The 13,438-nt window shown below is 71.7% G+C and carries 15 protein-coding genes and 1 riboswitch; of the genes, 9 read left to right on the top strand and 6 right to left on the bottom strand.

The window, feature by feature from the left end; all coding sequences use genetic code 11:
* Both era and GA0070561_RS32475 read left to right on the top strand, forming a co-directional pair.
* Complete coding sequence (gene era / locus GA0070561_RS32480; protein ID WP_091409997.1) at positions 1-897, top strand: GTPase Era; 897 nt, start codon at positions 1-3, stop codon at positions 895-897.
* A 152-nt stretch (positions 898-1,049) separates the two neighbouring features.
* Positions 1,050-2,222 carry an acyltransferase family protein gene (locus GA0070561_RS32475; protein ID WP_091409753.1) on the top strand — a complete coding sequence of 391 codons (1,173 nt, stop codon included), beginning with the start codon at positions 1,050-1,052 and terminating at the stop codon, positions 2,220-2,222.
* Here the strand turns inward: GA0070561_RS32475 and GA0070561_RS32470 are convergent.
* Complete coding sequence (locus tag GA0070561_RS32470; protein ID WP_091409994.1) at positions 2,209-3,018, bottom strand: DUF4097 family beta strand repeat-containing protein; 810 nt, start codon at positions 3,016-3,018, stop codon at positions 2,209-2,211. The two genes, GA0070561_RS32475 and GA0070561_RS32470, sit on opposite strands and share 14 nt — an antisense overlap.
* A 102-nt stretch (positions 3,019-3,120) precedes the next feature.
* On the opposite strand from GA0070561_RS32470, the gene recO reads away from it, so the two are divergent.
* From recO to GA0070561_RS32445, 5 genes are all read left to right on the top strand, one after another.
* A complete protein-coding gene (gene recO / locus GA0070561_RS32465; protein WP_091409749.1) occupies positions 3,121-3,987 on the top strand; it encodes a DNA repair protein RecO in 867 nt (288 codons plus the stop codon).
* Positions 3,988-3,991: 4 nt separating this feature from the next.
* Positions 3,992-4,804 carry an isoprenyl transferase gene (locus tag GA0070561_RS32460; protein ID WP_091409745.1) on the top strand — a complete coding sequence of 271 codons (813 nt, stop codon included), beginning with the start codon at positions 3,992-3,994 and terminating at the stop codon, positions 4,802-4,804.
* Positions 4,805-4,875: 71 nt separating this feature from the next.
* Positions 4,876-5,061, top strand: coding sequence for a hypothetical protein (locus GA0070561_RS32455; protein WP_030336441.1), 186 nt, complete (start codon positions 4,876-4,878; stop codon positions 5,059-5,061).
* 203 nt (positions 5,062-5,264) lie between these two features.
* The gene (locus GA0070561_RS32450; protein ID WP_091409742.1) at positions 5,265-5,492 is read left to right on the top strand and encodes a thioredoxin reductase; all 228 of its coding nucleotides are present in this window, start codon (positions 5,265-5,267) and stop codon (positions 5,490-5,492) included.
* On the top strand, positions 5,489-6,250 hold the full coding sequence (locus GA0070561_RS32445; protein ID WP_091409739.1) for a pirin family protein: 762 nt from the start codon (positions 5,489-5,491) through the stop codon (positions 6,248-6,250). The genes GA0070561_RS32450 and GA0070561_RS32445 overlap by 4 nt, the downstream gene beginning before the upstream one ends.
* A gap of 125 nt (positions 6,251-6,375) precedes the next feature.
* Here the strand turns inward: GA0070561_RS32445 and gndA are convergent, their stop codons facing one another.
* Together gndA and GA0070561_RS32435 are read right to left on the bottom strand one after the other, a co-directional pair.
* Positions 6,376-7,818 (bottom strand): NADP-dependent phosphogluconate dehydrogenase, encoded by a 1,443-nt coding sequence (gene gndA / locus GA0070561_RS32440; protein ID WP_091409736.1) that lies wholly within the window; start codon positions 7,816-7,818, stop codon positions 6,376-6,378.
* A 189-nt stretch (positions 7,819-8,007) separates the two neighbouring features.
* Positions 8,008-8,304: a thiamine-binding protein gene (locus GA0070561_RS32435; protein WP_091409732.1), complete on the bottom strand. Its 297-nt coding sequence runs from the start codon at positions 8,302-8,304 to the stop codon at positions 8,008-8,010.
* 291 nt (positions 8,305-8,595) lie between these two features.
* Here GA0070561_RS32435 and GA0070561_RS32430 point away from each other — a divergent pair, with 291 nt between their 5' ends.
* Positions 8,596-9,093, top strand: coding sequence for a hypothetical protein (locus GA0070561_RS32430; protein ID WP_091409729.1), 498 nt, complete (start codon positions 8,596-8,598; stop codon positions 9,091-9,093).
* A 275-nt stretch (positions 9,094-9,368) separates the two neighbouring features.
* Here GA0070561_RS32430 and GA0070561_RS32425 read toward each other — a convergent pair whose 3' ends face one another.
* From GA0070561_RS32425 to GA0070561_RS32415, 3 genes are all read right to left on the bottom strand, one after another.
* The gene (locus GA0070561_RS32425) at positions 9,369-10,169 is read right to left on the bottom strand and encodes an energy-coupling factor transporter transmembrane component T family protein (RefSeq protein ID WP_091409725.1); all 801 of its coding nucleotides are present in this window, start codon (positions 10,167-10,169) and stop codon (positions 9,369-9,371) included.
* The gene (locus tag GA0070561_RS32420; protein ID WP_091409722.1) at positions 10,166-11,596 is read right to left on the bottom strand and encodes an ABC transporter ATP-binding protein; all 1,431 of its coding nucleotides are present in this window, start codon (positions 11,594-11,596) and stop codon (positions 10,166-10,168) included. The genes GA0070561_RS32425 and GA0070561_RS32420 overlap by 4 nt, the downstream gene beginning before the upstream one ends.
* A 120-nt stretch (positions 11,597-11,716) precedes the next feature.
* A complete protein-coding gene (locus GA0070561_RS32415) occupies positions 11,717-12,310 on the bottom strand; it encodes an ECF transporter S component (RefSeq protein ID WP_091409990.1) in 594 nt (197 codons plus the stop codon).
* A gap of 74 nt (positions 12,311-12,384) precedes the next feature.
* Positions 12,385-12,489: riboswitch (TPP riboswitch) on the bottom strand.
* A gap of 107 nt (positions 12,490-12,596) precedes the next feature.
* Here GA0070561_RS32415 and GA0070561_RS32410 point away from each other — a divergent pair.
* A complete protein-coding gene (locus GA0070561_RS32410) occupies positions 12,597-13,427 on the top strand; it encodes an alpha/beta fold hydrolase (protein ID WP_091409718.1) in 831 nt (276 codons plus the stop codon).
* Positions 13,428-13,438 lie beyond the last annotated feature (11 nt).

Genomic DNA, 13,438 nt, shown 5'->3' with positions numbered 1-13,438 from the left:
GTGCAGGATCCGGAGGCGCGTCCGTACCGGGCCGGGTTCGGCTGCTTCGTCGGTCGCCCCAACGCCGGCAAGTCGACGCTGACCAACGCCATCGTCGGCACCAAGATCGCCATCACCTCGAACAAGCCGCAGACCACCCGGCACGTCATCCGGGCGGTGCTGCACCGACCGGAGTCGCAACTGGTCCTCGTCGACACGCCGGGCCTGCACCGCCCCCGTACGCTGCTCGGCGAACGTCTCAACGACCTGGTCCGGTCCACCTGGACCGAGGTCGACGTGATCGGCCTGTGCATCCCGGCCGACGAGCCGGTCGGGCGCGGTGACCGGTTCATCACCGGCGAGTTGGCCGAGTTGAAGGCGACAGTGCTGGCGGTGGTCACCAAGACCGACCTGGTGGACAAGCGTCGCCTGGCGGAGCAGCTGCTGGCGGTCAGCAAGATGGGGGAGTTCGCCGAGATCGTGCCGGTGAGCGCGGTGTCCGGGCACCAGGTGGACACCCTCGTCGACGTGATGACCAAGTACCTGCCGCCGTCGCCGCAGCTCTACCCGGACGACATGCTCACCGACGACCCCGAGCAGGTGCTGGTCGCCGAACTGATCCGCGAGGCCGCCCTGGAGGGGGTCCGCGACGAGCTGCCGCACTCCATCGCCGTGGTGGTGGAGGAGATGATCCCCGAGGGTCAGGTCATGAAGATCTACGCCGACCTGTACGTGGAGCGGCCCAGCCAGAAGGCCATCGTGCTCGGGCACAAGGCGAGTCGGCTCAAGGAGGTCGGCACCAACGCCCGCAAGCAGATCGAGGAGTTGCTCGGCGGTCGGGTCTACCTCGACCTGCACGTGCGGGTCGCGAAGGATTGGCAGCGCGACCCGAGGCAACTGCGCAAGCTGGGCTTCTGACCCACCTCGTCGGCGGCGCCCGACCGGCGGCACGATCGCCTTCGGTCGGGCAGCCGCGGATGTTCACGCTCGGTTGAGGTGGCTGTCGTTTGGTGCGGGCGCCACGCAGGGTAGGAAAGTTGTGCCCCGCGTCCCCGACCGAGTGCAGGCTGATGCGCAACAGGTACCTCGACATCCTCCGTGCCCTGGCCATCGTTCGAGTGGTGGTCTACCACGTCACCGGATGGGCGACCCTCACCCTCGTCTTCCCTGCCATGTCGGTGATGTTCGCGCTGGCAGGCTCACTGATGGCCGCGTCGCTGACCCGGGCCGGACCGGCGGCGGTCGGGCGTCGGCTGCGTCGACTGCTGCCGTCGCTGTGGGTGCTCGCGGTGGTCTTCGTGCCGGCCATGATGTTCAGCGGGTTGTCGGTGAGCCCTCGGATGCTGTTGTGGCTGTTCCCGATCGCCGACCCGCCGGCCAACAACTGGGGCGCGCTGGCGCTGAGCATCATCTGGTACCTGCGCGACTATCTCTGGTTCGTGCTCGCCTCGCCGGTCGCGTTCTGGCTGTTCCGGCGTGCTCCGCTGATGACCCTGCTCGCCCCGTACCTCCTGCTGGTGACGATCGAGGTGGGGATCTACCCGGCGCCGCCGGTGCTGCGCGAGTTCGGGCTCTACTTCGGCGCGTGGCTGCTCGGCTTCGCCCACCACGCCGGGATGCTGCGCCGACTCTCCGGCCGGCTGCTGTACCCGGTGGCGCTCGCCCTCGCCGTGGGCGGCGGCGCCTGGATCGTCGAGCATCCCGGTCCGCGCGGGTACGACCTGAACGACAACCCCCTGGGCAACGCCCTCTGGTCGGCCGCGTTCATTCTGATCGTGCTGGGCCGGGCGCCGGCCGGGGTGGCCTGGCTGAGCCGGAGCCGACTGGCCGACCGGGCGGTGACACTGCTCAACCGGCGGGCGCTCACCGTCTACCTCTGGCACATGCCGTTCGTGGTGGCGCTCACTCCGCTGGTCGACGTGGTGGGCTGGTCCCACCAGGACCCGGTGGGCCTGGCCATCCGGGTGTTGCTGGTCTTCGCCCTGGTCGGGCTGGTCACCCTGGCCGTCGGTTGGGTCGAGGACGTCGCCGCCCGCCGCCGCCCGGAGTTGATCCCCGGTGGCCCGGCGCGGTCCGCCGACGCGGCGGTCCGGCCGGGTGCCGACGCTGGGGCCCGGCCGGGTGCCGAGGGTGCGGTCCGGCCGGGTGCCGAAGCGGCGGGCGGTGCCGGGGCGACCGTCGGACGAGCGGTGGTGCCGGCGCAGCGGACGGCCGGGGCCAGCGCCGAGATCAACGCTCGCTGATCGTGAGGTTGCCGCTGTTGGCCGAACCGTCGAGCACCAGGGACGCCGCCGGGTTGTCGGCGACGGTGACGGTCTTGTCGCCGGAGTCGGCGCTGGACCGGACCCGGTAGCTGCCCTGCGGCACCACCAGCGTGACGTCACCACTGGAGGCGTGGACCCGGGCCGAGGCGGGCTTGTCCAGCTCCACGTTGACATTGCCCGAGCTGGCCTCGGCGTCGACAGTGCCGCCCAGCCGGCGTGCGCTGATGTCTCCCGACGAGGCGCGCAGCCGTACCGCCGCGGCAGCCTCGCTCACCTCGATGTTGCCGGAACGGGCCTCCACCCCGACCGCGCCCGACGCGCCGGAGATCCGCACGTCGCCCGAGCTCACCTGTAGGTCCACGGTGCCGACCCGGCTCAGCTCGACGTTGCCGGAGCTGGTCTCGCCCTGCACCGCCACACCCTCGGGCACCGTCACCTCGTAGGAGATGCTGCACCGCGAGCCACAGTCGGTGTCCAGCACCAGCTCGCTACCCTTGATCTCGTAGCGGGTGTTGTCCGGTTCACCGCCCTGGTAGCGAACCACTCGCTTGATCCGTACCTCGGACGCCGGGCCGGTGCCGCGGACCACCACGTCGCCCGACCCCCCGGAGACCCGGACCGTGGTGATCCGGACCGCCTCGGTGTTGTCGTAGTCGAGCCGACGGAACGACAGGTTGTCGCACCCGGCGAGCACGATGAGGGTGGTGGCGAGCCCTAGCGCGACGGGAGCGGCGACGCGACGACGGCGGGGAGTGGTGGTCAGGTGCAGTGCCATGACCAGCACGCTACGACCGAGCACGAGGTGGCCGCATCGGGGTTCATCCGCGCTTGCACCCCGAACCAACCCTGATTTCACACCCCGAGGGAGAATGGCCCGATGGCCGGGTATCGCCGACAGCTCTACCGCGACGACGCGGTGGTGCTGCGTGTGCAGAAGCTCGGCGAGTCCGACCGGATCATCACCCTGCTCACCCGCCGGCACGGCCGGCTGCGCGCGGTGGCTCGAGGGATCCGCCGCACCACCAGCAAGTTCGGTGCCCGGCTGGAGCCGTTCGGCCACGTCGACCTCCAGCTCGCCGGTGACCCGAAGGGCAACCACGGCAGTTCTCTGCACACCGTGAGTCAGGTCGAGGGCATCGACCTGTACGGCAAACGGTTCCTGGGCGACTATCCGCGCTACACGGCGGCCAGTGCGATCGCCGAGACCGCCGAGCGGCTGACCCCGGTGGAACGGGAGCCGTCGCTGCGGCTGTTCCAGCTCACCATCGGCGCGTTGAAGGCGCTGTCCCGGGGCGAGCACGCCACCACCCTGGTGCTCGACGCGTACCTGCTGCGCGGGATGTCGCTGGCCGGCTGGGCGCCGGCGCTGGTCGCCTGCGCGGTCTGCGGCACGCCCGGGCGGCACCGGGCGTTCTCGGTGCCCGCCGGAGGCGCGGTCTGTCCGGATTGTCGGCCACCCGGGGCGGCTCATCCCGCCCCGGCCACCATCGATCTGATGTCCGCGCTGACCTCCGGCGACTGGGTGATCGCCGACGCCACCGACGCCGCCGTACGTCGGGAGTGCAGTGGGCTGGTCGCGGCTCACCTGCAGTGGCACCTGGAGCGCGCGCTACGCTCGCTGCCGCTGGTCGACCGGGGTTCCTCGGCGGCCGGCACGGCTCCGCCGCCGGAGGGCACCGGGGCCGTGGTGCTCCGGCCACGTGGCGACGTCGAGGCCGGGGCGGACGGCGCGAACAGGGAGTGACCGAGTGATCCGATCGAAGAAGGCGGGCCGGCGTGAGCCGACGCCGCCGGTGCCACACCCGTCCGGGGCCCGCCCTCCGGCGCTGCCCACCGAGGCGGTGCCGAAGCACGTGGCGGTGGTGATGGACGGCAACGGCCGCTGGGCCAAGGACCGCGGGCTGCCCCGTACCAAGGGGCACGAGGCGGGGGAGCACAGCCTCTTCGACACCATCGAGGGCGCCATCGAGATGGGCATCCCGTACCTGTCGGCGTACGCGTTCTCCACCGAGAACTGGCGGCGCTCGCCCGACGAGGTCCGGTTCCTGATGGGGTTCAACCGGGACGTGATCCGCCGCCGCCGGGACCAGCTGGTCGACCTGGGCGTACGGGTGGTGTGGTCGGGCCGGCCCGGTCGGCTGTGGAAGAGCGTCATCTCCGAGTTGCAGACCGCCGAGGAGATGTCCCGCGACAACTCGACGCTGACCCTGCAGTTCTGCGTCAACTATGGCGGGCAGGCCGAGATCGGTGACGCCGCCGCCGCGATCGCGCGGGACGTGGCGGCCGGCCGGCTGGATCCGGCGAAGGTCACCGAGAAGACCGTGGCGAAGTACCTCTACCACCCGGAGATCCCGGAGGTGGACCTGTTCCTGCGCCCTTCCGGGGAGGAGCGGATCTCCAACTTCCTGCTCTGGCAGACCGCGTACGCCGAGTTGGTCTTCCTGGACACGCTCTGGCCCGACTTCGACCGCCGCCACCTCTGGTACGCGTGCGAGTTGTACGCCCAGCGGGACCGACGCTTCGGCGGCGCGCTGCCCAACCCGGTCGCCCCGGTTATCTGAGCCGACGCGCTTACCCGCACGTCACTCTGGGTATCAGAGACGTCAGAAGCCACTGACGGAGGTGAACCCACATGATCCAGAAGCGCATTGCCCAGTGGGCGGTGATGGCGATCGCGGTGCCGCTGGCCGCGGCCGGCGCCCGCCGGCTCAGCCACACCCTGGAGGCCCGGCGTGGTCCCTCCGGGGCGACCCGGTTGCTGACCAAGGGTGCGGACCTGATCCGTCCGCAGAAGGCCAAGCGCCGCCGCTTCTTCTGACCGATCCCCAGCTGTCCCAGCGCCGCCCGCACCCCCCGTGCGGGCGGCGTTGTCGCATTCCCTCGGTGCCGAGGGGCCTGGGCCAGCACCACGGCGACCATCAGGCTTGGCACCGAGCGGGGGTGGTGTGCTCGTTTCGGGGTCCTGCGCAAGGGCGGCGGGTAGGGTCCGAAGGTGGTGGGACGACGGCGGTTGGGGGGCAGATGCGTGATCTCCGCTTCAAGATGATCATGGCGTTGAACGCCGCCGACCTGGGCGACCCGATCTGCGAGCAGGTGGCCGAGATCTGTGCCGAAATCGCCGAGCAGCACTGCGCCGAGTTCGGCCACACACCGCAGCTGCGCACCGGTGAGATCGCCGAACTAGCCACCGGCGAGCCGGCCCTGACCTGGGCGCCGTCGACCCCCGACGCCGGGCAGCGTGCCTGGTGACCGCGCCCGCGCCCGCTGTCGACATCCGTCGTGCCGATGATCGCTTCGCCACCCGGATCTCCTGGCTGGACTCCAAGCACTCCTTCTCGTTCTCCCGGCACTACGACCCGGCCAACACCCACCACGGCCTGCTGCTGGTCAACAACGACGACGTGGTCCGACCGGGGGCCGGCTTCGAGACCCACCCGCACCAGGACATGGAGATCGTGACCTGGGTGCTGCGCGGTTCCCTGGTGCACCAGGACTCCACCGGGCACTCCGGGGTGATCTACCCGGGTCTGGCCCAGCGGATGAGCGCCGGCACCGGCATCCTGCACTCGGAGAAGAACGACGCCTGGCGGCTCAACAACCAGGAGCCGCACACCGACCCGGTGCACTTCGTGCAGATGTGGGTGCTCCCCGACGAGCAGGGCGTCGACCCCGGCTACGAGCAACTGGAGATCGAGGACGAGCTGCTCCGCGGGGGCCTGGTGCCGATCGCCTCGGGGATGGACCGCTACGACGGCGCGTCCGCGATCCGGATCCGCAACCGGTACGTGACCCTGCACGCCGCCCGTCTCGCCCCCGGCGACGAGGTCACCATCCCGGACGCGCCCTACGTGCACCTCTACGTGCCCAACGGCACGGTGACCCTGGAGGGCAGCGGTCCGCTCGGCAGTGGGGACGCCGCCCGGCTCACCATGACCGGTGGCCGGCGGGTGACCGCCGACGAACCGGCCGAGATCCTGGTCTGGGAGATGCACGCCACGGTCGCCTGACCGTCATCCGCGCGGCCCACCCCCATGATCTCGCCCGAACATGGATGTAGTGGCCTCCCCACCCGGGGAGACCACTACATCAGGGATCGAGCACGATCACGGTGGCGCGCAGGGCACCACCCCGGCTACGCCGGCGACTCGGTGCGGTCGCCGGCCCAGGTGGTGTGGAACGAACCCTCGCGGTCCACCCGCTGGTAGGTGTGCGCGCCGAAGTTGTCCCGCAGACCCTGGATCAGCGCGGCGGGCAGCCGCTCCGCGCGCAACGCGTCGAAGTACGCCAGCGACGACGAGAACGCCGGCGTCGGCACACCCGCCCGGGTCGCGTCGGCCACCACCCGCCGCCAGCTCGGCACACCAGCGCTGACCGCCTCGGCGAAGTACGGCGCCACCAGCAGCGTCGGCAGGTCGGGCTGCTCGTCGTACGCCTCACGGATCCGGTTCAGGAAGCGGGCCCGGATGATGCAGCCGCCCCGCCAGATCGTCGCGGTGCCGCCCAGGTCGATGTCCCAGTTGTATTCCTGGCTGCCCGCGCGGATGTGGTCGAAGCCCTGCGCGTACGCGACGATCTTGGAAGCGAGCAGCGCCCGGCGGACGTCCTCGACGAAGGTGTCCCGGTCGCTGACCTGCCACTTCTCACCCGCGTCGGGGAATGCCCGGCGGGCCGCCTCGCGCTGGTCGACGTGCCCGGAGAGCGAGCGGGCGAAGGTCGCCTCGGCGATCCCGGTGATCGGGATGCCCAGGTCCAAGGCGCTCTGCACTGTCCACCGACCGGTGCCCTTCTGCTCGGCCCGGTCCTGCACGATGTCCACGAACGACCGGCCGGTCGCCGCGTCGGTGTGCGCGAGCACGTCGGCGGTGATCTCGATGAGGAACGACTCCAACTCGCCGTTGTTCCACTCCCGGAAGATCTCCGCGATCTCGGCCGGCGTCGCGTCCAGGCCGGCCCGGAGCAGGTCGTACGCCTCGGCGATGAGCTGCATGTCGGCGTACTCGATGCCGTTGTGCACCATCTTGACGAAGTGCCCGGCGCCGTCCGGCCCGACGTGCGTGCAGCACGGCACGCCGTCCACCTGGGCGGCGATCTTCTCGAACATCGGCCCGAGCTTCGCGTACGACTCGGCGGAGCCGCCCGGCATGATGCTCGGCCCGCGCAGCGCGCCCTCCTCGCCGCCGGAGACGCCGGTGCCGCTGAAGTGCAGCCCCTGCGCCCGCAGCGCCTCCTCACGGCGACGGGTGTCGGCGAAGTGGGCGTTGCCACAGTCGACGATGATGTCGCCCTCGTCGAGCAGCGGCACCAACTCGTCGATCACCGCGTCGGTGGGCGCGCCGGCCTTCACCATGACGATGACCGCGCGGGGTCGTTCCAGTGACGCCACGAAATCGGCCATCGTCTCGCCCGGCAGGAACGTGCCCTCGTCGCCGTGCTCGGCGACCAGGCTGCGGGTGCGCTCCGGTGAGCGGTTGTGCACTGCCACCGTGAAGCCGTTGCGGGCCAGGTTGCGGGCCACGTTGCGGCCCATCACCGCCAGCCCGGTCACACCGATTTGTGCCCTCGCCTGATCAGCCATCCGTGCCGCCACCTCTCGTCACACCACTATCAGCGTTTGGAAACTTACCGTGATGTGAGCCGATACGGACCAGTGATGGACGTCCCGTTACTGCACGTAATGTGGACGTTGCCGATGACGGTGCGGGCTCCTTTCAGTGGTCGGTATGCCCCGCGCAGGGAAAGTTGTCGTCATCCCGCGCCGCGCGCGTCAGCCTTCGGCGAGACGAGCCTCGATACGGGCGATCTTCCCGGTCAGCGCGTCGGTGACCCCGGGCCGGACGTCGGCCTTGAGCACCACACTCACCCGGGGCGCCTGCGCGGCGACCACGTCGACCGCCCGCTTCACCACCGCCATCACCTCGTCCCACTCGCCCTCGATGGTGGTGAACATGGCATCGGTCCGGTTGGGCAGCCCGGACGCACGGACCACCCGCACCGCCTCGGCGACCAGGTCACCCACGGAGTCGTCACCGCCGAGCGGGGTGATCGAGAACGCGATCAGCATGTGCCGATCGTGCCAGTAAAAACGGATGCGCGTCGGTCAGGCGGTGGCTACGGTACGGACATGCGTAACTGACGCCCCACTTCCGAGCCGGCCCGCCGTCCCGCGTCGCGGTCCGTGCGCTCCCGGGCGTCCCGCATTCCCTCCCCGCCGTTCAGCGGCGCTGGCCCTGCCCGACCCCCGGTGAGCAGTCCCTTCCCCACTCGACCGTCGCGCGACGGCGGTCACCAGCCGATCCGACCGACCGCCGCAGCGCGGGACCGGCCGTGCCGGTCGGCATTGAAGGAGGCCCGGATGCCTGCCAGGCGTAACCCGAAGAAGACCCGTACCCCGAGAGCGACGCCGCTCGGCGTCGACCCGGCGGCCGGCCACGGCCCGCTCCCAACCACCCTCCCCGCTCTCGACCTCGCGGTCGAGCCGGCGTTGCCGGCGGTGCTTGTGGAACCGGGAACGCTGGCCGAGCCGGCGCTGCTGGCGGTGCTCGCCGAGCCGGCGCTTCCGACGGCACTGGCCGAAACGGCGCTGCTGGCGGTGCTCGCCGAGCCGGCGCTGCCGGCGGCCGTCCTGGACGAGGTGGCGCCGCCGGTCGACGTGCCGACAGCGGTCGATGTTCCGTCGGTCGTCGACGTGCCGGCGGTCGTCGATGCGCCGACGATGCGAGATCTGCCGAAGCCGACCAGTCGGCCGAAGGCACCGACGGCAGGCCCGCCGCAGGGTGGCGGCAACCGCTCCGGCGGCGGCCGCGGCCAGCAAGCCGGCCAGGCCCGCCGCTACGCCTTCCGCCGCAGCTGACCGAGCCATCCCACCCCACCCCACTCGGCGCGGCGATCTTGCACTTTCTGTCATCGCATCACCGGCATAACGGGATGAATCAACGACAGAAACCGCAAGATCGGCGGGGGCGGCGCGTGGGCGCGGGGTGGTGACAGCAACATCAGGGATGTAGTGGCCTCAGGCGCCAACGAGGCCACTACATCCATGATGTTGTGCGGATCTTGCGCCCGGACGGCGGGCGGCGGCTGCGGGCAGCAGCGGGGGCGGGCAGCGGGCGGCCAGCGGGGGCGGACTCAGCTGATCAGGGGGCGGAAGGTGCCCAGGACGACGCTCGTGGTCAGGGCGGCGGCGGCGAGGACGGCCGCGCCGGCGATGAGGAGGACGTCGGCGCGGGTGAAGTGCTGCTGGCGGGCGACGGTACGGGGTGTGCCGGCGTCGAAGCCGCGCGCGTCCATCGCCACCGCCAGTCGGGTGCCTCGGCGGATCGCCCCCACCAGCAGCGCGAACGCGGTGGAGGCGAAGAGCCGCAGCTTCGCCACCGGGTTGCGTCCCGCGTCGACGCCCCGCGCGCGTCGAGCCATGCTGATCATCTGCCACTCCTGACCGAGCAGCGGCACCAGCCGGAACGCGGCCAGCGCCCCGATGGCGAACCGGGCTGGCGCCTTCGCGTTCTGGATCAACGCGTCGGCCAGGTCGGTGGGGTCGGTGGTCGCGAAGACGATCACACCGGGCAGGGCCACCGCGAACACCCGCAGCACCAGGCCGAGCGCGGTGAGCAGGACGCCGGTGCTCACCAGCACCGGTCCCGCGTCCAGCAGGATCCGGCCGGACCGGTCGGCCGCGAACAGCACCAGGGTGACCAGGATGCCGGCGGCACTGAGCAGCAGCGGCCAGGCCCGCCGGGCCAGCACCCGGTAGCGGATGCCGAACAGCGGCAGGACGGCCAGTTCGAGGGCGATGGCGATCGCCGGGGCCACCGGGTCCAGGGTCGCCAGCAGGGTGAACGAGAAGACCAGTGCGGCGGCGACCTTCGCCACCGGGTTGCGGCGGGCCAACGGCGCGTCCGGCGCGGCGACCGGCTCGATGCTGATCATCGGTGCTCGTCCGGGGCGCGGTGCAGGGTGACGGTGCGGTCGGCGAGCGCGGCGACGAAGTCCGCGTCGTGGGTGACAGTGACCACGCCGTGCCCGGCGTCGCGCAGGTCGGCGAAGAGGTCGACCAGCTCCCGCCAGGTCCGCCGGTCCTGGCCGAAGGTGGGTTCGTCGCAGATCAGCAGGCGTGGCGCGGTGGCCAGGGCCGTCGCCACGCTCAGCCGCCGGGCCTCGCCACCGGAGAGGGTGTACGGGTTGGCGGCGGCGAGCCGGGCCAGCCGCAGCCGGTCCAGCAGCCCGGCCACTGTCTCCTTGACGGCCGCCTCGGGTTGACCGGTGCGGCGCGGGCCCAGCGCCAGCTCGTCGAAGACCGTGCTGGTCACGAACTGGTGCTCCGGATCCTGGAAGACCGACCCGATCCGTCGGGCCAGCGCGGGCGCCCGCCACCGGTGCGGGGGAGTGCGGTGGTCCGCGCCGGCCAACTCGGCGGACGCGGTGACCCGACCGTTGCCCGGCCGGAGCAGACCGCCGAGCAGCAACGCCAGGGTGGACTTGCCGGCGCCGTTGGGTCCGCGTACGGCGAGTGCTTCACCGGCACGTACCGCCAGGTCGGTGGAGCCCAGCCGGGGTGGCAGGCCGAGCCGGTCGGCGGTGAGCAACACCTCCCCGGGGCCGGCGGTGGCCGGCCGGGGCGCGATGGGGTGACCGGGCACCCAGACCCCCTCGGCGGCCAGGGCGGCGCCGTGGGCGGCGAAGACCGCCTCGGGTGTGCCGTCCGCGCGGACGCCGCCGCCCGGTTCCAGGACGACCACCCGGTCGACCAGCGGCAGTGCCTCGGCGACCCGGTGCTCGACCAGGATCAGCGTGGTGTCGGCGTCCAGCGCGCCGGCCACCGCGCGCCGGACCAGGTCGGCCCCGGCGGGGTCGAGGTTGGCGGTCGGCTCGTCGAGCAGCAGCAGGGCGGGGCGCAGGGCCAGCGCGCCGGCCAGGGCGAGGCGTTGCTGCTCGCCGCCGGAGAGCGCCGCGGTGTGGCGGTCCCGCGAGTACGGGAAGCCGACCCGGTGCAGCGCCTCGTCCACCCGGGGCCAGATCTCGTCGGACGGCACGCCCCGGTTCTCCAGCCCGAACGCGACGTCGTCGCCGCAGCGCGCCATCACCAGTTGGGTCTCCGGGTCCTGGAAGACGATGCCGACCCGTTCCCGCCCCTTGCGTGGGTCGAGCCCGTCGATCTCGACGGTGCCCTCCTGCTCGCCGGAGTCCTCAGGAAGCAGCCCGGCCAATGCGCTGAGCAGTGTGCTCTTACCGGCCCCGGAGGGCCCGAGAAGCAAAACCCGCTCCCCAGCCTCAACCCGCAGATCAACCCCGCGTACGGCCCAGGCGCGCCGCCCGGCGTGCCGCCACCCGAACCCCCGCAGCAGTACCCCGCCCACCAACCCACCCCCTCCCACCCAACCGCGCGCCCCCGCCTATCCCCGGTTGATCAAGAGGTTTGCGTCAGGAAATCGCCTTCCGTTGACGCAAACCTCTTGATCAACGCGAGTGGGTGGGGGCTAGATCAGGGCTCGGTTTCGGCCTGCTGGGAAGCGGTCCAGGACGCCGGTGTTGGCCAGGGCGTTCGTCAGCAGCCAGCCGCCCAGGCCGGCGATCACGGTGGCGCTGACGATGGTGAGCAGCGCGTACGGGATGCGGTAGTCGGTCAGCGCGTAGTCGACGTTCCAGACGAAGAAGTCGAACAGTGCGGCGCTGAGGCCGGTCAGCGCGCCCGCGAACACCGCGGTCGGCAGCCGGAACGACCGGTACCGGAAGGCGGCGAAGGCCAGCTCGGCGCCGATGCCCTGCACGATGCCCTGTGGGATCACCGTGCCGGCCCACTGGCTGCCCAGCAGCGCGGACAGGACCGCGGCCACGGTCTCGCAGTAGAGCGCGGCGCCGGGCTTGCGGATGACGAGCCCACCGATCACCGCCGGCATCAGCCAGACGCCGTAGAGCAGCGTCTGCGCCGGCGGGAAGAAGGCGAACGCGCCCTCGGTGGCGCTCCAGACCAGGCCCCAGGCCCAGAAGATGACGCCGAAGGCGACCGCGATCACCGAGGCGACCACGATGTCGATGGTGCGCCAACGGTGTGTGTCGGTGGTGGATTTCATGTGTTGCTCCCAGTTCGTGAGTGCGAACCAGGAGAAGACGCACGCCGCGTCCGGTGGCACCGGACTGCGGCGCGGCTGGAGGTCGACCGAACTCCCTGCGCTGGCATTACCCAGATCAGGTTCGAGGGTCTGCGGGCGTGCCCGCACTCTCAGCGCTGTGCGCTCCCCTGTCGGATATGAAGTTGTCTCGCTGACGCTAACACCGACCGGGGGCGTGGGCCCAGCAGGGCATCCGCGTGACCTGCGGGAGCGACCGGCCGACCGCCGGCTGGGTACGCTTCCGATCATGCGGGTTGATGCGCGAGGCTTCACGTTCGAGGTGACCGTCGGCGGTCCGACGGACGGCGTACCCGTCCTGCTGCTGCACGGTTTCCCCCAGCACAGCGGCGAGTGGGACGACGTGGTGCCGGCGCTGCACGCGGGTGGGCTGCGCACGTACGCGCTGGACCAGCGCGGCTACTCACCCGGCGCCCGGCCGACGGCGGTGGCCGACTACCGGATCCCCGAACTCGTCACCGACGTGGTGGCGGTGCTCGACGCGCTCGGGTTGGACGCCGTGCACCTGGTCGGCCACGACTGGGGCGCGATCGTGGCCTGGGCGGTTGCCGCCGGGCACCCCGAGCGGGTGCACACGCTGACCGCGGTGTCCGTACCGCATCCGGCGGCCATGGCGCACGCCCTGAGCGCCGACGCCCAACAGAAGGCCCGCTCGTCGTACATCGCGCTGTTCCGCAAGCCCGACAAGGCGGAGAAGGTGCTGCTGGCGTGGCACGCCACCGCGCTGCGCAAGCTGCTCGGCGGGGTGGGCGACACGTCCCGGGTGAACCGGTACGCCGACCCGATGCGCGAGCCGGGTGCGCTCACGGCCGCGCTGAACTGGTACCGGGCGATGTCCCGCGCCGACCTGGCCGCCGTCGGCCCGGTGGCGGTGCCCACCACGTACGTCTGGAGTGACCGCGACGTCGCCATCGGCCGGACCGCCGCCGAGGCGTGCGCGCAGAACGTCACCGGGGACTACCGCTTCGTGCAGCTGCCCGGGGTGAGTCACTGGATCCCGGACGCGGCGCCGGCCCCGCTCGCCGAGGCGATCCTGGCCCGAGCCGGCGAAACGGCCTGAGCCGTGCGGGT

Origin of the sequence: Micromonospora saelicesensis (assembly GCF_900091575.1) — a bacterium.
Lineage (GTDB): Bacteria > Actinomycetota > Actinomycetes > Mycobacteriales > Micromonosporaceae > Micromonospora > Micromonospora saelicesensis.
Note: the sequence above shows the minus strand (reverse complement) of the source record. Positions and strands in the feature narration are given on the sequence as shown.

Excerpts from the sequence above, each read along its gene's own strand:
- GA0070561_RS32475 (WP_091409753.1), top strand. The coding sequence starts at position 1,050 with ATGCGCAACAGGTACCTCGACATCCTCCGTGCCCTGGCCATCGTTCGA.
- GA0070561_RS32470 (WP_091409994.1), bottom strand. The coding sequence starts at position 3,018 with ATGGCACTGCACCTGACCACCACTCCCCGCCGTCGTCGCGTCGCCGCT.
- recO (WP_091409749.1), top strand. The coding sequence starts at position 3,121 with ATGGCCGGGTATCGCCGACAGCTCTACCGCGACGACGCGGTGGTGCTG.
- GA0070561_RS32455 (WP_030336441.1), top strand. The coding sequence starts at position 4,876 with ATGATCCAGAAGCGCATTGCCCAGTGGGCGGTGATGGCGATCGCGGTG.
- GA0070561_RS32450 (WP_091409742.1), top strand. The coding sequence starts at position 5,265 with ATGCGTGATCTCCGCTTCAAGATGATCATGGCGTTGAACGCCGCCGAC.
- gndA (WP_091409736.1), bottom strand. The coding sequence starts at position 7,818 with ATGGCTGATCAGGCGAGGGCACAAATCGGTGTGACCGGGCTGGCGGTG.
- GA0070561_RS32435 (WP_091409732.1), bottom strand. The coding sequence starts at position 8,304 with ATGCTGATCGCGTTCTCGATCACCCCGCTCGGCGGTGACGACTCCGTG.
- GA0070561_RS32430 (WP_091409729.1), top strand. The coding sequence starts at position 8,596 with ATGCCTGCCAGGCGTAACCCGAAGAAGACCCGTACCCCGAGAGCGACG.
- GA0070561_RS32425 (WP_091409725.1), bottom strand. The coding sequence starts at position 10,169 with ATGATCAGCATCGAGCCGGTCGCCGCGCCGGACGCGCCGTTGGCCCGC.
- GA0070561_RS32415 (WP_091409990.1), bottom strand. The coding sequence starts at position 12,310 with ATGAAATCCACCACCGACACACACCGTTGGCGCACCATCGACATCGTG.
- GA0070561_RS32410 (WP_091409718.1), top strand. The coding sequence starts at position 12,597 with ATGCGGGTTGATGCGCGAGGCTTCACGTTCGAGGTGACCGTCGGCGGT.